The sequence below is a fragment of the Arthrobacter sp. MSA 4-2 genome (genome assembly GCF_016405885.1).
Classification (GTDB): Bacteria; Actinomycetota; Actinomycetes; order Actinomycetales; family Micrococcaceae; genus Arthrobacter_D.
Genome location: NZ_JAEKGC010000003.1, coordinates 93,213 through 111,268 on the forward strand (window position 1 = coordinate 93,213; position 18,056 = coordinate 111,268).

General features: G+C 70.4%; 20 protein-coding genes. 11 read left to right on the forward strand and 9 right to left on the reverse strand.

The window, feature by feature from the left end:
- Positions 1–18: 18 nt before the first annotated feature.
- Together I6N91_RS03980 and I6N91_RS03985 are read right to left on the reverse strand one after the other, a co-directional pair.
- Complete coding sequence (locus I6N91_RS03980; RefSeq protein ID WP_198810872.1) at positions 19–474, reverse strand: hypothetical protein; 456 nt, start codon at positions 472–474, stop codon at positions 19–21.
- Positions 471–1,082 carry a PadR family transcriptional regulator gene (locus tag I6N91_RS03985; RefSeq protein WP_198810874.1) on the reverse strand — a complete coding sequence of 204 codons (612 nt, stop codon included), beginning with the start codon at positions 1,080–1,082 and terminating at the stop codon, positions 471–473. Before I6N91_RS03985 ends, I6N91_RS03980 begins: the two co-directional genes overlap by 4 nt.
- Positions 1,083–1,220: 138 nt before the next feature.
- On the opposite strand from I6N91_RS03985, the gene I6N91_RS03990 reads away from it, so the two are divergent.
- Genes I6N91_RS03990 through I6N91_RS04000 form a run of 3 tightly spaced genes read left to right on the forward strand, consistent with a single transcriptional unit; the run spans position 1,221 to position 3,709 of the window.
- A complete protein-coding gene (locus I6N91_RS03990) occupies positions 1,221–1,727 on the forward strand; it encodes a hotdog fold thioesterase (RefSeq protein ID WP_198810876.1) in 507 nt (168 codons plus the stop codon).
- Positions 1,724–3,064, forward strand: a complete 1,341-nt coding sequence (paaK, locus tag I6N91_RS03995) for a phenylacetate--CoA ligase PaaK (protein WP_198810878.1) — start codon at positions 1,724–1,726, stop codon at positions 3,062–3,064. The genes I6N91_RS03990 and paaK overlap by 4 nt, the downstream gene beginning before the upstream one ends.
- Positions 3,065–3,091: 27 nt before the next feature.
- Positions 3,092–3,709: a TetR/AcrR family transcriptional regulator gene (locus I6N91_RS04000; RefSeq protein ID WP_198810880.1), complete on the forward strand. Its 618-nt coding sequence runs from the start codon at positions 3,092–3,094 to the stop codon at positions 3,707–3,709.
- Positions 3,710–3,805: 96 nt separating this feature from the next.
- Here the strand turns inward: I6N91_RS04000 and paaZ are convergent, their stop codons facing one another.
- Entirely contained in the window at positions 3,806–5,893 is a 2,088-nt protein-coding gene (paaZ, locus tag I6N91_RS04005; RefSeq protein ID WP_198810882.1) for a phenylacetic acid degradation bifunctional protein PaaZ, read from the reverse strand.
- A 197-nt stretch (positions 5,894–6,090) separates the two neighbouring features.
- On the opposite strand from paaZ, the gene I6N91_RS04010 reads away from it, so the two are divergent.
- The 4 genes from I6N91_RS04010 (at position 6,091) to I6N91_RS04025 (ending at position 9,763) form a co-directional block, all read left to right on the forward strand.
- A complete protein-coding gene (locus I6N91_RS04010; RefSeq protein WP_198811259.1) occupies positions 6,091–6,450 on the forward strand; it encodes a hotdog fold thioesterase in 360 nt (119 codons plus the stop codon).
- Between the two features lie 101 nt (positions 6,451–6,551).
- Positions 6,552–7,670, forward strand: a complete 1,119-nt coding sequence (locus tag I6N91_RS04015) for an FAD-binding oxidoreductase (RefSeq protein ID WP_198810884.1) — start codon at positions 6,552–6,554, stop codon at positions 7,668–7,670.
- 399 nt (positions 7,671–8,069) lie between these two features.
- Positions 8,070–8,813, forward strand: coding sequence for a hypothetical protein (locus I6N91_RS04020; RefSeq protein WP_198810886.1), 744 nt, complete (start codon positions 8,070–8,072; stop codon positions 8,811–8,813).
- 32 nt (positions 8,814–8,845) lie between these two features.
- Positions 8,846–9,763 (forward strand): SGNH/GDSL hydrolase family protein, encoded by a 918-nt coding sequence (locus tag I6N91_RS04025; protein WP_198810888.1) that lies wholly within the window; start codon positions 8,846–8,848, stop codon positions 9,761–9,763.
- 35 nt (positions 9,764–9,798) lie between these two features.
- Here the strand turns inward: I6N91_RS04025 and I6N91_RS04030 are convergent, their stop codons facing one another.
- The 6 genes from I6N91_RS04030 to I6N91_RS04055 all read right to left on the reverse strand — a co-directional run bounded on the left by I6N91_RS04030 (position 9,799) and on the right by I6N91_RS04055 (position 14,658).
- Complete coding sequence (locus I6N91_RS04030) at positions 9,799–10,302, reverse strand: tyrosine-protein phosphatase (RefSeq protein ID WP_198810890.1); 504 nt, start codon at positions 10,300–10,302, stop codon at positions 9,799–9,801.
- 31 nt (positions 10,303–10,333) lie between these two features.
- Positions 10,334–11,185 (reverse strand): 3-hydroxyacyl-CoA dehydrogenase family protein, encoded by an 852-nt coding sequence (locus I6N91_RS04035; protein ID WP_198810892.1) that lies wholly within the window; start codon positions 11,183–11,185, stop codon positions 10,334–10,336.
- Positions 11,182–11,964, reverse strand: a complete 783-nt coding sequence (locus I6N91_RS04040) for an enoyl-CoA hydratase/isomerase family protein (RefSeq protein WP_198810894.1) — start codon at positions 11,962–11,964, stop codon at positions 11,182–11,184. Before I6N91_RS04040 ends, I6N91_RS04035 begins: the two co-directional genes overlap by 4 nt.
- Positions 11,964–13,172 (reverse strand): acetyl-CoA C-acyltransferase, encoded by a 1,209-nt coding sequence (locus tag I6N91_RS04045; protein ID WP_198810896.1) that lies wholly within the window; start codon positions 13,170–13,172, stop codon positions 11,964–11,966. The genes I6N91_RS04040 and I6N91_RS04045 overlap by 1 nt, the downstream gene beginning before the upstream one ends.
- A gap of 271 nt (positions 13,173–13,443) precedes the next feature.
- Positions 13,444–14,082: a class I SAM-dependent methyltransferase gene (locus I6N91_RS04050; protein WP_198810898.1), complete on the reverse strand. Its 639-nt coding sequence runs from the start codon at positions 14,080–14,082 to the stop codon at positions 13,444–13,446.
- Between the two features lie 9 nt (positions 14,083–14,091).
- The gene (locus tag I6N91_RS04055; RefSeq protein WP_198810900.1) at positions 14,092–14,658 is read right to left on the reverse strand and encodes a dihydrofolate reductase family protein; all 567 of its coding nucleotides are present in this window, start codon (positions 14,656–14,658) and stop codon (positions 14,092–14,094) included.
- Between the two features lie 299 nt (positions 14,659–14,957).
- Here I6N91_RS04055 and I6N91_RS04060 point away from each other — a divergent pair, with 299 nt between their 5' ends.
- From I6N91_RS04060 to I6N91_RS04075, 4 genes are all read left to right on the forward strand, one after another.
- Complete coding sequence (locus I6N91_RS04060) at positions 14,958–15,221, forward strand: DUF4190 domain-containing protein (RefSeq protein WP_198810902.1); 264 nt, start codon at positions 14,958–14,960, stop codon at positions 15,219–15,221.
- 209 nt (positions 15,222–15,430) lie between these two features.
- Positions 15,431–15,868 (forward strand): VOC family protein, encoded by a 438-nt coding sequence (locus I6N91_RS04065; protein WP_198810904.1) that lies wholly within the window; start codon positions 15,431–15,433, stop codon positions 15,866–15,868.
- Between the two features lie 46 nt (positions 15,869–15,914).
- A complete protein-coding gene (locus tag I6N91_RS04070; protein WP_198810906.1) occupies positions 15,915–16,868 on the forward strand; it encodes a 1,4-dihydroxy-2-naphthoyl-CoA synthase in 954 nt (317 codons plus the stop codon).
- Between the two features lie 7 nt (positions 16,869–16,875).
- On the forward strand, positions 16,876–18,012 hold the full coding sequence (locus I6N91_RS04075) for an AMP-binding protein (RefSeq protein ID WP_198810908.1): 1,137 nt from the start codon (positions 16,876–16,878) through the stop codon (positions 18,010–18,012).
- Positions 18,013–18,056: the final 44 nt, after the last annotated feature.

Here is an 18,056-nt window from a genome sequence, read left to right on the forward strand (position 1 = left end):
CCCCTCGGTGCCGTCCGCTCAGGCAGCAGGGCTGTGCGGGCTCGCGTCCTCTCCGCGTTGACGGTCAAGGCGCAGGCACAGAAGCAACAGGACGAGCGCCAGGGGCGCCCAGAGGAACCGCTCCCAGGGACTCGACGAGGCGGCGTTTAGAAGGGTCCCGGCCGCAAGCAGGACGATGAATCCGCGGAGTCCCCAGCGGAGGGCCCTGCCCGCCGGAACCGGCCCTGGACGGACCCGGGCAAGGACGGTCACCGCCGCCAGCAGCCACACAACCATGGCGACGGCGCTGGCCGCGCGCAGCTCCGGCGGCAGCCGGCCAGCGCTGGCGCCGCCGTATGCGGCTTCCCCCAAGGGCGCCCCGAGCGCCAGGGATGCCTGGAAGGCCGCGATGACCGAGAAACCGGCCGCCGCAGCGGCTGCCGTCCGCCTAGGCGTTGCGGCGCCCCGGCGACGGAGAAAGGGGAAAGCGTTCATGGGTGCTCCCTGGCAGGATGGACGGTCTCGGAAACTGCGGGTGGTTCTGCGGCAGGATTGGGCGCTGCCGAGTCGGGCAGAGTCTCAAGGGCCTCGAGGGCGTCGTCGGCCCAGGCGATGGCCGCCCGGGCGGCATGCTCGCCTGCGGAGATCGTGAGGAGCCAGTATGGGCGGTCCTGGGCGTGCGGACCCTCCTGCGATTCGCTGCGCGCCACGGCAAGCTCGGCCAACCGCGCCTCCGCTTCCTCCCGGGCCTCCCGGATGAGGTTCCGGCAGGCCTCGGGCCCCAGCTGGCGGCCGAAAAAGAGCCGGAGCATCAGCCCGTTCCGCGGCCGGACCGGTTGCGCCGGCTCCGAGAGCAGTTCGCGGAGCCGCGCCGTCCCGGCCGGAGTGATGGCAAAGACCGAAGCCCGCACCTGGTCCGCACCCGTGCGCTCGACCAGGCCCTGCCGCTGAAGTTCGGCGAGTGCCGGATAGATCTGGCCGAAACTTTCGCTCCAGAAGTGCCCGAGGACTGACCGGATCTCTTCCCGCAGCGCATAACCGGTCATGGGCATCACACTTAGGGCGCCGAGCACTGCGGTCTGGGTCTGCTCCGTACGGGACATCGCGTCCTCTCCTTCGACATTTATATCTAATAGATATAGTGCTTCAAAAGCAAGGCCTCCGCCCTCCCCGCCTTGACAGTGCCCGTCGGCGGGTATTACCTAATGAACATTCGGTAAATAATTCGGAAGGCGGCTCGAATGGACAGCGACGTCCGGACGGCGGGGCCCGCGGCACCGCGGCACCAAATCCTCGCGGAGGACCACGCGTCGGCCTGGCTGGGCATCGAACTGCTCGAGGTCGGCGAGGGCTCGGCCCGGATTGCTATGACGGTGCGCCCGGAAATGCTCAACGGCTTCGGCATCGCCCACGGCGGAATGATTTTCGCCTTCGCGGATTCCGCCTTCGCCCTCGCCTGCAACCCCGCATCCCCCGACTCCGACTCCGACTCCGCATCCGGAGCACAGGACGCCGGGACGGTGACGGTCGCCTCAGGGGCCGACATCACCTTCCTCAGCCCGGTGCGTGCCGGCGAGGTCCTGACCGCGGTCGCCGAACGGCGGGCAGCCGCGGGCCGCAGCGGGCTCTACGACATCACCATCACCGCGCACGACGGCGCCGCAGGGCGGCCCGTCGCCGAGTTCCGCGGGCGCTCCCGCACCGTGCCCGCACCCGCCCGTTCCTCCAAGGCGAAGGACCCCTCATGACCGGTACAGCCCTCAAGGCCTCTGCGGCCGCTTCCGGAACACTCGACCCCGAGGAGGAGTACAGCCGGGACCGCATCGAATCGCTCCAGCTCGAGCGCCTGCAGCGCACCGTGGCGCTCGCCTACGAAAAGGTGGAACTGTACCGGCGGAAGTTCGACGACGCCGGCGTGCACCCCGGGGACCTGCGCGAACTGTCGGACCTGGCGAAGTTCCCCTTCACCACCAAGGAGGACCTGCGGCAGTCCTACCCCTTCGGGATGTTCGCCGTGCCGCAGGACCGGGTGGTCCGCATCCACGCGTCTTCGGGCACCACCGGCAAGCCCACCGTCGTCGGGTACACCGCCGGGGACATCGACCGCTGGGCCACACTGGTGGCCCGGTCGCTGCGCGCCTCCGGCGTCAAGAGCGGATGGAAGGTCCACAACGCCTACGGGTACGGGCTGTTCACCGGCGGCCTCGGCGCCCACTACGGCGCCGAGAAGCTCGGGTGCACCGTCATTCCGATGTCCGGCGGGCAGACCGAGCGGCAGATCCAGCTCATCCGCGACTTCGAGCCCGACGCCATCCTCGCCACCCCCACCTACCTCCTAACCATCCTCGACGCCATGGCCGCCGCCGGCATCGACCCGCGCTCGACGACGCTGAAGACCGCCGTGCTCGGCGCCGAGCCGTGGACGCAGGAGATGCGCCACGAGCTCGAGGAGCGCATGGGCTTCGACGCCTGCGACATCTACGGGCTCTCCGAGGTCATGGGCCCGGGCGTGGCCGGTGAGTGCGTGGAGAGCAAGGACGGCTCGCACATCTGGGAGGACCACTTCCGGCCCGAGATCGTCGACCCGTTCACCGACCAGGTCCTGCCCGACGGCGAAGCCGGCGAACTCGTCTTCACCTCCCTGACCAAGGAGGCCCTGCCGATCATCCGGTACCGCACCCACGACCTGACCCGGCTGCTGCCCGGCACCGCCCGGCCCGGGATGCGCCGGATGGGGCGGATCACCGGCCGCAGCGACGACATGATCATCCTGCGCGGAGTCAACCTGTTCCCCACCCAGGTCGAGGAGCTCGCCCTGCGGATTCCGGCGCTGAGCCCGCACTTCCAGCTTGAGCTCACCCGCCCCGAGGGCCAGCGCATGGACCAGTTGAACGTGAAGGTGGAGCCGCGGGACGGCGTGTCCGCGGAGGCGGCCCGCGACGCCGCGGCCACGCTGCGGGAGCAGATCAAGATCCACATCGGCTCAAGCTGCACCGTGACCGTCGTCGAGCAGGGCTCCCTGGTGCGCTCCAGCGGGAAGCTCAAGAGGGTCTACGACCTCCGCCCCCGCTCCGGCGCGGAGTGACCGAACGCTCATGCGAAAATGACGGATATGGCGAGCACTCAAGTACCGGTCACCACACCCGGACGCCGCGGGCGTCCCGGCTACGACCAGCAGGCGGTCCTCACCATCGCCGTGGACGTCTTCAACCGGCACGGCTACGAAGCGACCTCCATGGGGGTGCTCGCCGAGAACCTGGGCATCAGCAAGTCCGCGATCTACCACCACGTCCCCTCGAAGGGCGACCTGCTCCGGCTGGCCCTCGAACACGCCCTCGGCGGGCTTGAGGCGGTCCTCGCCGACCCGCGGGCGACGTCGGGGCGGGCGGACGCGCGGCTCGAATTCGTACTCCGCGGGACCATCGCCGTCCTGACCGAGCGCCTGCCGTTCGTGACCCTCCTGCTGCGCCTGCGCGGCAATACGGAGGTTGAGCGCGGTGCCCTTGAGCGGCGGCGCTCCTTCGACCGGCAGGTCGCGGCCCTTGTCGACGCGGCCCGCTCGGAGGGATCGCTGCGCAGCGACATCGACCCGCGGACCACCACCCGGCTGCTGTTCGGCACGATCAACTCGATCGTCGAATGGTACAAACCGGGCGGCCAGCTCACCGCCGGCAAGCTGGCCGACGACGTCATCACCATGGTCTTCGACGGGCTGCACCACCGGCCCTGAGCCCGGGCACCCAGCGCGGGCGGGCCAGCGCCGGCAGCCGCTCGTCCCGGCGACCGCTTCGGCGGGCCGCCCGCACTGCCCGCCGACGGGAAAGCCCTACTTCTCCACGAGGGTCAGCACGTCGTAGGTGGCCACGATCTCGTCGGACTGGTTGGTCAGCACCGCATCCCAGGCCACCTCGCCGTACTCGTCGGTCTCGCGCGGGGTGATGCGCATGGCCGTCAGGGTCACCCGGATCGAATCCCCGGCGGCCACGGGGGTGAGGAAGCGCAGGTTTTCAAGCCCGTAGTTGGCCAGCACCGGCCCCGGCGCCGGGTCGACGAAGAGCCCGGCCGCCCAGGACAGCAGCAGGTACCCGTGCGCCACGATTCCCGGGAAGAACGGGTTGGCCGCGGCGGCCTCCTCGTTGGTGTGGGCGTAGAACTTATCCCCCGTGGTCTCGGCGAACGCCGTGATGTCCTCAAGGGTCACCTGCCGCAGGTCCGAGCGCACGGCGTCGCCGATGCGCAGTTCGGCAAGGTTCTTGCGGAACGGGTGGACGCCGTCGAAGTTGCGGTCGGCCCCGGTGTGCCAGATGCCGGTGACGGCCGTGAGCATGTTCGGTGAGCCCTGGAGCGCTGTGCGCTGCATGTGGTGGAGCACCGAGCGCATCCCGCCGAGCTCCTCGCCGCCGCCGGCCCGGCCGGGGCCGCCGTGGGTGAGGTGGGGCACCGGGGACCCGTGCCCCGTGGAGGACCGGGCGTCCTCCCGGTTGAGCATCAGCACGCGTCCGTGGTGGGCCGCGATGCCGGTGACGAGTTCGCGGGCCACCGCCGGGTCGTTGGTGCACACGGTGGCGACCAGGGAGCCGGAGCCGAGCGCGGCAAGGTGGACCGCGTGGGCGGGGTTGTCGTAGCCGATCACCGAAGCGACGGGCCCGAACGCCTCCACCGAGTGCAGGGCACCGGCTTCGACGTCGTCCCAGGTGAGGAGCACCGGCGCCATGAACGCTCCACTCTCGGCGGGGCCGACCGTGCCGTCGGCGCGGGTCACGGGCGGCGCCTCGAGCGAGCCAAGGGCCAGCTCGCCGCCGGAGGACATCAGTTCCCGCACCGCGTCCCGCACCCCCTCGAGCTGCTCGAGGGACGCCAGCGCGCCCATGGTGACGCCCTCCGCCCGGGGGTCGCCGAGGGTGACGCGTTCCTCAATGCGGGCGCGGGCGGCGCCGACCACGTCCTGGACGAGGGCCTTGGGCACGATGGTGCGCCGGATGCCCGTGCACTTCTGCCCGGCCTTCACAGTCACCTCGGTGACGAGGGAGCGGATGAAGGCCTCGAATTCCGGCGTGCCCGGCACCGCGTCGGGCCCGAGGATCGCGGCGTTGAGGGAATCCGTCTCGGAACTGAAGCGCACACCGCCGTGCATCACGTTCGAGTGGGAGCGGAGGTGGTTCGCAGTGGAGGCGGACCCGGTGAAGGCGACGAGGTCGCGGTAGTCGAGGTGGTCGAGCAGGTCCCGGGCCGGTCCGGAAATGAGCTGAAGGGATCCCTTGGGCAGGATGTTCGACTGCACGATCAGCTTCACGACGGCCGCCGTGAGGTACCCGGTCGGAGTCGCGGGCTTGACGATGGTGGGAACACCGGCGAGTAAGGCGGGGGCGAGCTTTTCGAGCATGCCCCAGACGGGGAAGTTGAAGGCGTTGATCTGCACCGCGGCGCCGGGGATGCGGGTGTAGATGTGGGTGCCGAGGAAGGAGCCGTCCTTGGAGAGGTTTTCGGCCGGGCCGTCGACGATGACCTGCGAGTTGGGAAGCTCGCGCCGCCCCTTGGAGCCGAAGGTGAACAGGACGCCGATGCCGCCGTCGATGTCGACCATCGAGTCGCCGCGGGTGGCCCCCGTCCGGGCCGACAGCTCATAGAGCGGCTCCCGGTGCCCGTTGAGGAACTGGGCAAGCTCCTTGAGTTTCAGGGCCCGCTCGTGGAAGGTGAGCTTCCCGAGTTCGGCCTGGCCGGTCGAGCGCGCGAACCGCACCGCAGCGCCGACATCGAGGCCTGCGGTGCTGACGACGGCGAGGACCTCGCCGGTGCTTGCGTCGCGGACCCGGGTGGAGTTCCCACTGTCCAGGACCTGCTGGTCCGGAGCCCACCAGGAGTCCTCGATGAAGCTGGGGACAATGTCCGTGCTCACAGCGGTAGCAGTCGTCATCGACTCGCCTTTCAGCTTGATCTCAACGCGTCCGCCGCCCCCGGAGGATAAACTGAACGGACGTTCGGTAATATTTCCCCAGCGTACAGGATCGGCCTTTTTCAGTGCACCCCCAAGGAGCCCCAGTGAGCGAAACTTCAGCACCCGACGCGGCCCGGACCCCGTGGCGCATTGTCCCCGGTGAACTGGACGTCGCCATGGGCGTGGAGATCCTTGAGCAGTCAGTCGAGAAGGTCGTCGCAACAATGCCCGTTGAGGGCAACCGGCAGTCCTTCGGACTGCTTCACGGTGGGGCCTCGCTGGCCGTCGGCGAGGCCGTCGGATCCTGGGCCGCAGTGATCCACGCGAGCACCCTGGGCAAGACCGCCGTCGGGGTCGACGTCTCGGCCACCCACCACCGGTCGGCCCGCTCGGGCCGGGTCACAGTCACGGCCACGCCGATCCACCTCGGGCGGACCCTGACCACCCACGAGGTGCTCATCGAGAACGAGGACGGCCAGCGGCTGTGCACGATGCGGATCACCAACCTGCTGCTGGACAAGCCGATCCCCGGCTGAGGCCGCCTGCCTCTTGGCGATTCGCCGGCGGATCGGTCAACCCGCGGGGTAACCCGACCTTTTGCCTTCCCTTACCGGGTCCGGTGAGTCAGGGTGTCCCTATGCCCACACCTCTCCAGCGCGTCGTCGTCATCGGCGGCGGCATCCTCGGTGTCTCGACAGCGGTCCACCTGCTGCGCGGCGGGGCCGGCGTCACCCTGGTGACCGAGGCCGAACTGGCCAGCGGCGCCTCCGGCCGGTCCCTATCCTGGCTGAACTCCGCCGGCGAGCGCCCGGACCCCTACCATCTGCTTCGGATGGCAGGGATCGACCGCTACCGCACCCTGTTCGCCGCCGACCCCTCCCGGGACTGGCTGCGCTTCGACGGCGCGCTTTACTGGGGCGGGGCCGGCAATGAGGAGGCGACCTCCAGGCGCCACTCCTCTGAAAAGCGGCACGGTTACGACTCGCACTTGATCGCCCCGGTGCAGGTCGGATCCCTCACCCCCCGGGTCAACCCCGCAGCGGTGGCTCCGAAGGCCATCTTCAACCCCGGGGAAGGCTGGGTGTCGCTGCCGCACCTCATCGAGTTCCTCATGGAGGAGTTCAAGGACCTCGGCGGGGACCTCGTCACCCACGCGGGAAAGGCCTCGGTCGTCCTCACCGGCGGCCGGGCAACCGGCGTCGTCACTGGCACGGGAGGGAAGCACGACGGCGACGCTGTCGTCGTCGCATGCGGCCCGCAGACCCCTGAGGTTGTCGCCGCGCTGGGAATCACCATCGAGGACGCCTCGCCCGTGTCGATGCTCGTTGTGACGAAGCCGGTCGAGCACGGCCTGCGCGCCGTCCTGAACACCCCGCGGGCCGCGGTCCGGCCCAACCCGGACAACTCCCTGGCCGCGGACCACGACTGGTACGAGGAGGCCATCACCGAGAATGCCGACGGGACCTATTCCGTTCCGGAATCCGTCGTCCAGGAACTGCTCGACGAGGTGGCCCATCTCATCGAGGGAACCCCCGCCCTCGAGCCGGCCTCCTGGAAGATCGGCCGCAAGCCCATTCCCGGCGACGGGGAGCCCGTCTTCGGGGAGCTTGAGCAGGCGCCGGGATGCTTCGTCGCCTTCACCCACTCAGGTGCAACCCTTGGACTCATCGGCGGCGAGCTGCTCGCCGGGGAGGTCCTGACCGGCGACAAGCATCCGATGCTCGCGTCCTTCCGGCCCGGCAGGTTCCCGCGATGACCGGAGGTGGGGACGGGCGGGCGCCCGCCCCACCGTCTTTGGGGGCGCTGCCGTGCATGTCACACTGCGTAACGTTGGGCATCCCTTCCTTTGGGCTCCGCCCGTGAAGGGTGACGGAAGGGAACCCGTGGGACAGAGGTGATAGTTGAGCCGGAATATTCTCGACCCTCGTGATACTCCTCCGTCGAAACCCTTGCGGCAGGGGGTGGTGCCTCTTGTACAGTCCTTGCGTAGAGGTCCTGACCGGACCCCGGCAATGTCCCCCATCAGTGCCGTACCGGTCAGGACCTCCATTCGTTCCCGGCAGCATCCTCGACCCCTCACGCCGACCGGCGCGCCCCTGGCCCGGCTTCCCGGCTTCCCGGCCTCGAGGCCTGTCCCGGCCCGGAAGGACCGCCCATGCCCGACCGTGACCTCCTTCGACAGTGTGCCGTGGCTGCAGCCGTGGCTGGAGGGATCCTCAGCGGCGCCACCGGGCACTACGGGGACGCCAATGAGAGCACCAGCCGGGTCCTTCCGGCGAACTACGCCTTCTCTATCTGGTTCCCCATTTACGCCGGCGTCCTCGGGTACGCCGGTTACCAGGCGCTTCCCACCGAACGCCGCAATCGGTTGCTCCGCCGGACCGGCGGCCCGGCGGCCGCGGCCGTGGGCCTGTCCGGGCTTTGGGCGAGGACGTCCTCGCCCGCGGTTCAGCTGCCGCTCATCGCCGCGACGACCTCCGCGGCGCTCCTCGGCTATGCGCGGGCCACGCCGGTGGATCAGGCGGAACAGACATCGGCCGCCGCCCGCTGGCTCGTACGGGTCCCGCTCGGGCTGTTCAGCGGCTGGATCACCCTGGCGGCGGGTGCGGCGGTCCCCGAGCTCCTCATCGACCGCGGCGTCCGGGCACCCCGCCCTGGAGCCGATTTCTGGGGAACGGCCCTGCTGGCGTCCCTGGCCGGTGCCGCCGTCGCCGTCACCCGGCGGCTCCCGGTCTCCGCGGCCTATCCCGCGGCCGTGGCATGGGGCCTCGCCGGGACCGCGGTGCGGACCCTGCCCCGCTACCGCGCCCCCGGGATCGCCGCGGCCCTCGGGGCCGGCGCCGTCGCCTTCGCGGGGCTGCGGGCAGCCCGCCGGAACGCGGAGGCGGAGAACGGCTGAGCACCCCTCCCGGCCTTGATAGCGTGGAAGACATGACCGCTCGCCGCCCCTTCGCAGCGCGGCGCCTCCGGCCGGTACGGACGCCGGCGGCCCGCCGAAGGGTTCTGTCGGCCGCATTGCTTATGGCGTTCCTGGCCGCGTCGCTGTCCGCCTGTTCCCCGGCGTCGCCGGCGACGCCCGCACCGCCGGAGCCCCTGTCCTACGTCGCCCTCGGCGATTCCTACGCTTCCGGCCTCGGCGCCGGCTCCTACTCCGGGGAATGCCGGCGCTCGCCGCTCGGCCTGCCCGGGCTGCTCGACGCCGAGGGCACGGTCGACCTCGCGGCAGACGGCACGTGCGCCGGCGCCGTCGCCGCCCCGGGCGCCGCGCCGTCCAGCGTCCCCGGACAGGTCTCCCAGCTCATGGAGGAGGGCTCGCTCGGGCCGCAGACCGATCTTGTCACCGTGTCGGCCGGAGGCAACGACGCCGGGTTCGGCCAGGTAGCGGGAACCTGCGCGGCCGCGCCCCTCGAGTCGTGCCGCCGCCTGGTCGAGGAAACGACGGCGCTCGTTCTGCCCGCCCTGGCCCGGGACCTCGACGCCCTCTACGGACAGCTCCGGAGGGCGGCTCCGGAGGCGGCGGTCGTCGTGACGGGCTACCCCCACCTGTTCTCCCCCGAATTCGGCGCGGCGGACGCCCTGAGCCTTCCGGCGCAGGAGGCCTTCAACGCCGGAACCGACTCACTGAACGCCGTCCTCGAGGAGGCTGCCGCCGCTCACGGCTTCCTGTGGGTCCCGACGACCGAAGGCTTTAGATCGCACGGGCTAGGGGCGCCCGAACCGTGGATCACCGGCGCCGGCGAACCGGACGGCCTCCACCCCAACGCCGAGGGCTACCGCTCCGGGTACCTCCCGGCCGTGCGGGACGGCGCGGACCTGGCCGCCCTGCAGCGGGAGCGGCCCGCGCAGTAGGCCGCCCCGGCGGCCGGGCAGGCTGCCGGCGCGGCTCAGAGGGTCAACCGGGCCCTCAGCGCGGTGAGCTCACTGGGGCAGAGGCCTGCCTCCCGGAGGTACGACCCGGCGTCGAGCGTCGAGAGCAGTTCCAGAAGGTGCGTCCGTGCCTGGTGCAGCCAGGTCGACAGTTCCTCGGCGCTCCGGGGATTCTCCCGCGGTGCCGACTGGGTCCGGTAGCGCTCGTTCATGGTCCGCACGGCCACCTCGTAGTCATCGGCGATGTCCCCGGCCGGCACCCCGCATGCGGCGAGCAGCAGGGAGGTCACCATGCCGGTGCGGTCGCGCCCGGCCGCGCAGTGGACGATCACGCCCCCGGCCGGCGCTGCGACGACGGCCCGGGCCACCGCGGCGAATTTCCCGGGCCACCGCTCCAGGTTGTCCCGGTAGTGAAGCGGAGTGTTCAGGTAGGGCCCGCCGGCCACGCCGCCGAGGTCGCGCGCGTTCACGGCGCCCTCCCACCCGACGTCCCTGCGCGGCTCGCCTCCCGGCGGGGTCATGCCCGGGGAATCCCCGGAGGGCGCCGCGGGGTCAGTCGTTCCACTCGAAGAAACCACGGCCCGACTTCCGGCCAAGCTCCCCCCGGGCCACCTTGTCCCGCAGGATCTGCGGCGGGGAGAACCGCTCGCCCAGCGTGGATTCGAGGTATTCGGCGATGCCGAGCCGCACGTCGAGGCCCACGATGTCGGTGGTCCGCAGCGGGCCCACCGGGTGTTTGTAGCCGAGGACCATGGCAGTGTCGATGTCCTCCGGGGAGGCGACCCCCTCCTCCACCATGCGCATCGCCTCAAGGGCAAGAGCCACCCCGAGCCGGGAACTGGCGAACCCGGGGGCGTCACGCACCACCACCGGGGTCTTCCCCAGGGCCTCGACCCATCCGCGTGCCGCCGCGGCGGTCGCCTCGGAGGTGTCGGGGCCGAGCACCACCTCGATCAGCGTGGAGGCCGGCACCGGGTTGAAGAAGTGAAGGCCGCAGAACTCCGAGGGCCGCTTCAGCACCCGGGCCAGGCCGGCGACCGAGAGCGAGGAGGTGTTCGTCGCGAGCCAGGCGCCGTCGGCGAGGTGCTCCTCCACGGCGGCGAGGGCCGCCTCCTTCAGGCCGGAGTCCTCCGGAACGGCCTCGACCACGAGGGAGCAGCCGGCGAACGCGGCATAGTCGGTGGAGATGCGGACCCGGTCGAGCAGCGTCCGCAGCGGCTCCGTCGTCGATCCGCGCTCCACGCTCTTGTGCAGGGCGCCGGACACCCGCCCGTGGGCGGCGAGCGCGGCCGGATCGTCACGCTCCACGACGACGACGTCGGCCCCGGCAACGACAAACGCGTGGGCGATACCGGCGCCCATCCGTCCTCCGCCGAGCACCCCGACCCGGGCCGGGACGCTCATCGTTCGCCGCCCTCGGCGGCCGTGGGAGCCGGCTGGGAACCGTTCCTGCGGTCAAGGAAGCGCTGCATCCGCTCGAACTTCGCCTCGGACTCGAACAGGATGCCCTGGGCGAGCTGGTCGATCAGCGGGTGCGCCTCCGCCGGTGCCGAAAAGACGCTCTTGGTGAGCCGGACGGCGAGCGGGTCCTGCCGGGCGATGCGGTCGGCGAGCGCGTGCGCACCCTCAAGCAGCACGTCGGGTTCGTGGATCTCGGTGATGAGGCGTGCGGCGAGCGCCTCGGAGGCGTCCAGGACGCGCCCGGCCAGCAGGATCTCCTTGGCAAGGGGCTCCCCGACGAGCTCCCGAAGGCGCCAGCTCGCCCCGGCCGCCGCGAGGATCCCCAACCCGGTCTCAGGATTGCCGATCTTCAGGGCGGGGGTGCCGATGCGGAAGTCGGCGGCATAGGCCAGCTCGGCGCCGCCGCCGAGGGCGTACCCGTCGAGGGCGGCAATCACCGGCATTGGCAGGCGGGCGATCCGGGTGAACAGCGTGGAGTTGATGCCGGCGAGGGCGTCGTCGCGGCGGCGCTCCCGAAGTTCGCCGATGTCGGCTCCCGAGGCGAAGACGCCCCCGGTCCCGGTCAGGATCAGCACCCGTGGGTGCGCCTCAAGGCCCGAGCACAGCTGGTGCAGCTCCTCGACCATGCGGCGGTCGATCGCGTTGCGTACGGCGGGCCGGTTGAGCCGCACGAGCAGCCGGTCGGGGCCTTCCTCGACAATCAGCGCTTCGAAGGACTCCATCAGACGGCCTCAATGAGCATCGCGGTGCCCTGGCCCACGCCGACGCACATGGTGGCAAGGCCGAGCCGCCGCTCCCCCGGGCCGAGCTCGCGCTCCATCCGGCCCATCAGGGTGATGGCGATCCGCGCCCCGGAGGACCCCAGCGGGTGTCCCAGGGCGATCGCCCCGCCGTCGCGGTTGACGATGTCCTCGTCGAGCCTGAGCCGGCGGATGCAGGCGAGTGCCTGCGTGGCGAAGGCCTCGTTCAGCTCGACGGCGCCGAGGTCGCCGATGGAGAGGCCGGTGCGTTCGAGGACCTTCCGGGTGGCCGGGACCGGGCCGATGCCCATGATGTGCGGAGGCACCCCGGCCGAGGCACCGTCGAGGATCCGGGCCCGCGGAGTGAGGGAGAATCTCTCAAGCGCGGCCTCGGAGGCGACGATCACCGCGGAGGCGCCGTCGTTGAGGGCACTTGAGTTGCCGGCGGTGACCACTCCGCCCTTCTTGACCACCGGGCGGAGCCCGGCGAGGGCTTCAAGGCTGGTGTCGGCCCGGGGGCCCTCGTCGGCGTCGAAGTTGTAGGACCGCTTGCCCTCATTGACCTGGACCGAGACCAGCTCCGCGTCGAACCGTCCGGCCTCCGTGGCCGCCACCGCACGCTGGTGGGAGCGCAGTGCGAACGCGTCGGCGTCATCGCGGGTGATCCCGTCAAGCTCGGCCAGCTCCTCGGCCGTTTCCGGCATGGAGTAGGTCACCTTGTCCATGGCGGCGAACTCCGGGTTGGTGAACCGCCACCCGATGGAGGTGTCGAACACGGCCCCCGGTCGAGCGTAGGCCTTGGCCGGCTTCTCCATCACCCAGGGCGCACGGCTCATTGACTCGACCCCGCCGGCGACGACGACGTCGGCCGCCCCCGACTTGATCATCTGGGAGGCCTGGATGATTGCCGAAAGCCCGGAGGCGCAGAGCCGGTTCACCGTGATGCCGGGCGTGGTGTCCGGGAAGCCGGCAAGGAGCGCGGCCATCCGGGCGACATTGCGGTTCTCTTCGCCGGCGCCGTTGGCGTTTCCGAGGATCACTTCGTCGATGCCGCCGGGGTCCATGCCCGTCCGCCCCACCACCTCGCGGAGGACCAGGGCCGCCAGGTCGTCCGGCCGGACCGGGGAAAGCGCTCCGCCGTACCGGCCGACCGGAGTGCGCACTCCGCCCACGAGAAATGCTTCGGTCATGACTGCCTCCATGTCGCAGGGCCGGGTGGCCGGTGCACGGGTGGGCGGATCCGGAATTACCGACCGCTCGTTCTGTAAAGCTGTATCAAGAATTGCACGGGGGTTTTCCCCGGTCAACCGACGCGGCCCACCCCGGTGCCGGTGGCGGCGCGCTGGGCGCCGCCGGAGCACTGCCGAGCAGGAATCGCCACTCCTGCCGCCGCCCGTCTTTTCCTTGTGCGCCCGGCTCCGGGCTCAATGCCCTCCTGTAGGGGGCGCCTCCGCCGCCCGGTCAGCGCCTGCTGGCAAGGAGGAAAGCCTGGGCCGTCTTCTCGCCCTCGTGCGGCTCCCTCAGGGTTGAGGAAACCAACGCGAACCCGTGCCGGGAAAGCAGCCCGGTGAGGACCGTCGGGTCGAGACGGTAGGCGTCGAGGCTGACCCGGCTGCCGTAGGCCTTGGTGATCCGCCGCTTCTCGTTCCCGGTCTGGAAGGCGAGGAGCAGAGGGCCGTTCGGCACGAGGACGCGGGCGAATTCGGCAAGGACCGCCTCCAGCCTCGGCGGCGGGATGTGGATGAGCGAATACCAGGCCAGGACTCCTGCCGCGGATCGGTCGGCCAGGTCCAACCGTTCCATGGACCCCACCTCGAACGCGAGTGACGGGTGGTCCCTGCGCGCCGCGGCGATCATGCCCGGCGACAGGTCGATCCCCCGCACCGGGGCGTCCAGCGAGGCAAGATGGGCGGTGATCCGGCCCGGTCCGCACCCGACGTCGACCAGCGGTCCGGCGTCGTTGGACCGGGCCAGTTCCGCGAACGCGCCCAGCAGTGCGCGCTCGAGGGGAAGCCCGTCGAGCTCGAAGCGCAGGAGGTCGGCATACCGGTCCGCCACGACATCGTAGGCGGCGCGGGTGGCGAGGACATCGGGTTCCATGGACCGAGGCTAGCCGGTGGAGCCTTGGACGCCGTAGCGCAGGAACACGACCCCGTTGCGGAACCGGCGTTCGTCGAGCAACTCGAGGTCCAGGCGCACCCCGCCGGGCAGGAACCGCGTGCCGCCGCCCACGACGACCGGGGAGATGAATTGGTGGATCTCGTCAACGAGCCCTTCGCTGATCGCTTCGGCTGCGAGGCCCGGTCCGCCCACGGCCAGGTCCCGGGACGCCCCGGCCTTGAGGCGCCTCACGGACGCCGCGTCGAAGGTGTGCTCCAGCCGGGTCCGGGCGGTGGCCACGGCCGGCAGCGTCCTCGAGTAGACGATCTTGTCGGTGCCCCGCCAGATGTCAGCGAAGTCGGCGATGGCGGCCGGGTGGCCGGCCGTCTCAAGGGTTTCCCAGGCGAGCATCACCTCATAGAGCCGCCGACCGTACAGGTGCGTGCCGACGGCCCGCTGGAGGTCGTTGATGAACGCGTGCACCTCCTCGTCGGGGACGCTCCAGTCGAAGGAACCCGCCTCGTCGGCGACGTACCCGTCCAAGGAGGTGATGCCCGTAAAAACCAGACGCGCCATGATCCCTCCGAGGTTGGACACCGGATGCAGCCATCCAGGACTCTACGGGCTCCTGCCGGCCCTGGCGAGGGCGCCGCTGCCATCGGCGGGGGAACCCGGCGCGGCTGCGATGACGAGATGGAAAACCGGCCTCTGCGGTCGGCGCCGGCCGCAGGAATTCCGGATGAAATACGAAATTCTCGCACTAACTGACGACCCCTTCCGGATGGAATTGCCCGGCCGCTTTCCCAAAGCTGGTGCCTTAATGCAAAAATGACTGATCGCCGGCCACCGGCTTATCCGCACAATCAGGGGGAACAATGTCTCAGCACCAGTCCGAGCAGAATTTCGCAGTCACCAATCCCGCCCAGCCCAACGAGGGTGAGAAAGCCGCAAGGACGTCGCTGATCCTCGGGATCATCGGCCTCTTCGTCCTCGGTATCGTCCTCGGCCCGCTGGCCATCATGCAGGCGAAGAAGGCGGAGCGCCTGGGCTCCAAGGCCACGGCGGGCATGGTGCTCGGCTGGATCGCCGCGGTCCTGTCGGTAATCTGGATCATTTTCTATTCCACCAGAATGATGTAATTCGCGCCGCACCGGCCGGAAATGCCCGTCAACCCCTATGGGGGCGGCGGGCATTTTCTTTACCTCCGGTGCCTCCTCCGTGCGGTGCCGCCAGCTATCCGCGGAGCGCATCAATTCAGGGCAAATGCGCGAGGTCCGCCGGCGATTGAGGACGCAGGCTGTCCGCGGTTTCCTTCCGCCGGCCCCGGAGCCGGCGTTACCGTGTCGGCATGGAACACAATATTCAGATTTCAATCGACTGCGCGGACCCCCATACCCAGGCGGACTGGTGGGCCGAAACCCTGGGCTGGATCGTCGAACCGGTCGACGAAGGCTTCATCGACAAGATGCTGGCGGCCGGATATGCGAAGGAGTCCGACGTCACGTCCCACAACGGGGCCCGCGTGTGGACCGGCGGGGCGGCGGTCTGCAGGGCCGGTGAACTGGAGCGCAAAGACCGGATGCGCCTGGTCTTCCAACCCGTACCCGAGCCGAAAAGCGTCAAGAACCGGGTGCACCTCGACATCCACCTGTCCGGTACGGATAAGGACTATGCGCGCGAGGCCCTGGTGGCCCGCGGCGCCCGGTTCCTCTACGAGGCAAGCCAGGGGCCCCTCGTCTGGTACACCATGACCGATCCGGAGGGCAACGAGTTCTGCATCTCCTGAGCCGCCGCGGCATGCCCGGCCGGTTGCGCGCCGTTAGACTCGGTTGGTGACATCCGATCTTCCCGTCCAGGTCTCCGATACCTTCGACCCGCAGCAGTGGCGCGCCGTGTCGGGGTTCGACGATCTGACCGACCTGACCTACCACCGCCAGGTCCAGCGGACCGCCGACGGCAGCGTGCTCAGGGATCTGCCCGCCGTGCGCATCGCCTTCAACCGCCCCGAGGTCCGCAACGCCTTCCGCCCCGGGACCGTCGACGAGTTGTACCGCGCCCTCGACCACGCCCGCATGAGCCCTGACGTCGCCACGGTGCTGCTCACCGGCAACGGTCCCTCCCCCAAGGACGGCGGCCACTCGTTCTGCTCCGGCGGCGACCAGCGCATCCGCGGCCGTGACGGGTACCGGTACGCGGAAGGCGAAACGAAGGAGAGCATCGATCCGGCACGTGCCGGCCGGCTCCACATCCTCGAGGTGCAGCGGCTCATCCGCACCATGCCCAAGGTCGTCATCGCCGTCGTCAACGGCTGGGCGGCCGGCGGCGGCCACAGCCTGCACGTGGTGGCGGACCTGACCCTCGCCTCCCGCGAGCACGCCCGCTTCAAGCAGACCGACGCCACCGTGGGCAGCTTCGACGCCGGCTACGGTTCGGCCCTGCTCGCCCGCCAGATCGGGCAGAAGAAGGCCCGCGAGATTTTCTTCCTGGCCCGGGAGTATTCGGCCGAGGACATGGTGGCCATGGGGGCGGTCAATGAAGCCGTCGACCACGCCGACCTGGAGCGCACGGCATTGGAGTACGCAGCCGACATCGCCCGGCAGAGCCCCCAGGCCATCCGGATGCTGAAGTTCGCCTTCAACCTCGCCGATGACGGCCTGGCCGGCCAGCAGGTCTTCGCCGGCGAGGCCACCAGGCTTGCCTATATGACCGACGAGGCGGTGGAGGGCAAGGAGGCCTTCCTCGCCAAGCGCGACCCGGACTGGTCCGCCTTTCCCTACTACTTCTAGGACGCGCATGGAACTCCTTCCGATCTATACCCCTCCCGCGTTCGACCCGAAGGCACTGCTGAAGCCCCTGGCGGCCTCCCTTGCGGGCGAGGGACCGGCCGTCGCACCGCATGCCGCCCTCGGCCAGCAGTTCACGGGCGAGCTGCCCAACGACGAGATCGCCGCCGTGCTCAGCACCTCCGGTTCCACCGGGGCGCCGAAGAAGACCATGCTCAGCGTCGATGCGCTCGCCGCGTCCTCAATGGCGACGGCGATCGCGCTGGGCGCCGAGGGCCAGTGGCTGCTGACCCTGCCCGTGCATCACGTCGCGGGCTTCCAGGTGCTCGTCCGGTCCCTGTACGCCGGGACGGAGCCCTGGGCGATGGACCCCGCCACGGCCTTCACGGCGGACGCGTTCACCTCCGCAGCGGGCGAACTGACCGACCGCGTGCGGTTCACCTCCCTCGTGCCGACCCAGCTTCACCGGCTCCTCCAGGACCCCACACCGCAGACCCTGAAGGCGCTCAAGCGGTTCAACGCGATCCTGCTGGGCGGCGCCCCGCTCGGATCGGGCCTGCGCAGCGAGGCCCGCCGGCACGGCCTGAACATTGTGGAGACGTACGGGATGAGCGAGACCTCGGGCGGATGCGTCTACGACGGGCGGTCCCTTGACGGCGTGGAGGTCCGCGAGGACGGCGGCCGGCTGTGGATCAGCGGCCCGGTACTGGCCGAGGGCTACCTGGGCGACCCGGAGCTGACCGGTGAACGGTTCGTCTTCAACTCGGGCCGGCGCTGGTTCCGGACTGACGACGCCGGAGCGCTCACCGCCGACGGCACCGTCGAGGTGCACGGGCGCCTCGACGACGTCATTGTGACCGGCGGCCTCAAGGTCTCCGCGGCCGTCGTCGCAGAGGTGATCGAAGGAATCTCCGGGGTGAACCAGGCCCTGGTCCTGGGCATCACGAGTTCCGAGTGGGGCACCTCGGTGGCCGCCGCGGTGGTTGGCACCGTGGAGGCCGAGGTGGTGCGCCGACACGTCGCCGAGGAACTCGGAGCCCACGCCGCCCCCAAGACCGTCCTGGCCCTCGAGGCGATGCCGCTGCTGCCGGGGGGCAAGCCGGACCGGCAGTCCGTCCGGGCGCTGCTCGAACAGCGGGACTCCTAGCGCCGGACACCGCGCCAACCGTTTCGGGCCACCGGCCCGCCAGC

Excerpts from the sequence above, each read along its gene's own strand:
- I6N91_RS04050 (WP_198810898.1), bottom strand. The coding sequence starts at position 14,082 with ATGGAACCCGATGTCCTCGCCACCCGCGCCGCCTACGATGTCGTGGCG.
- I6N91_RS04035 (WP_198810892.1), bottom strand. The coding sequence starts at position 11,185 with ATGAGCGTCCCGGCCCGGGTCGGGGTGCTCGGCGGAGGACGGATGGGC.
- I6N91_RS04040 (WP_198810894.1), bottom strand. The coding sequence starts at position 11,964 with ATGGAGTCCTTCGAAGCGCTGATTGTCGAGGAAGGCCCCGACCGGCTG.
- I6N91_RS04030 (WP_198810890.1), bottom strand. The coding sequence starts at position 10,302 with ATGACCCCGCCGGGAGGCGAGCCGCGCAGGGACGTCGGGTGGGAGGGC.
- paaZ (WP_198810882.1), bottom strand. The coding sequence starts at position 5,893 with ATGACGACTGCTACCGCTGTGAGCACGGACATTGTCCCCAGCTTCATC.
- I6N91_RS04055 (WP_198810900.1), bottom strand. The coding sequence starts at position 14,658 with ATGGCGCGTCTGGTTTTTACGGGCATCACCTCCTTGGACGGGTACGTC.
- paaK (WP_198810878.1), top strand. The coding sequence starts at position 1,724 with ATGACCGGTACAGCCCTCAAGGCCTCTGCGGCCGCTTCCGGAACACTC.
- I6N91_RS04010 (WP_198811259.1), top strand. The coding sequence starts at position 6,091 with ATGGGCGTGGAGATCCTTGAGCAGTCAGTCGAGAAGGTCGTCGCAACA.
- I6N91_RS04075 (WP_198810908.1), top strand. The coding sequence starts at position 16,876 with ATGGAACTCCTTCCGATCTATACCCCTCCCGCGTTCGACCCGAAGGCA.
- I6N91_RS04060 (WP_198810902.1), top strand. The coding sequence starts at position 14,958 with ATGTCTCAGCACCAGTCCGAGCAGAATTTCGCAGTCACCAATCCCGCC.
- I6N91_RS03990 (WP_198810876.1), top strand. The coding sequence starts at position 1,221 with ATGGACAGCGACGTCCGGACGGCGGGGCCCGCGGCACCGCGGCACCAA.
- I6N91_RS04045 (WP_198810896.1), bottom strand. The coding sequence starts at position 13,172 with ATGACCGAAGCATTTCTCGTGGGCGGAGTGCGCACTCCGGTCGGCCGG.
- I6N91_RS04065 (WP_198810904.1), top strand. The coding sequence starts at position 15,431 with ATGGAACACAATATTCAGATTTCAATCGACTGCGCGGACCCCCATACC.
- I6N91_RS03980 (WP_198810872.1), bottom strand. The coding sequence starts at position 474 with ATGAACGCTTTCCCCTTTCTCCGTCGCCGGGGCGCCGCAACGCCTAGG.
- I6N91_RS04020 (WP_198810886.1), top strand. The coding sequence starts at position 8,070 with ATGCCCGACCGTGACCTCCTTCGACAGTGTGCCGTGGCTGCAGCCGTG.
- I6N91_RS04000 (WP_198810880.1), top strand. The coding sequence starts at position 3,092 with ATGGCGAGCACTCAAGTACCGGTCACCACACCCGGACGCCGCGGGCGT.
- I6N91_RS03985 (WP_198810874.1), bottom strand. The coding sequence starts at position 1,082 with ATGTCCCGTACGGAGCAGACCCAGACCGCAGTGCTCGGCGCCCTAAGT.
- I6N91_RS04025 (WP_198810888.1), top strand. The coding sequence starts at position 8,846 with ATGACCGCTCGCCGCCCCTTCGCAGCGCGGCGCCTCCGGCCGGTACGG.
- I6N91_RS04015 (WP_198810884.1), top strand. The coding sequence starts at position 6,552 with ATGCCCACACCTCTCCAGCGCGTCGTCGTCATCGGCGGCGGCATCCTC.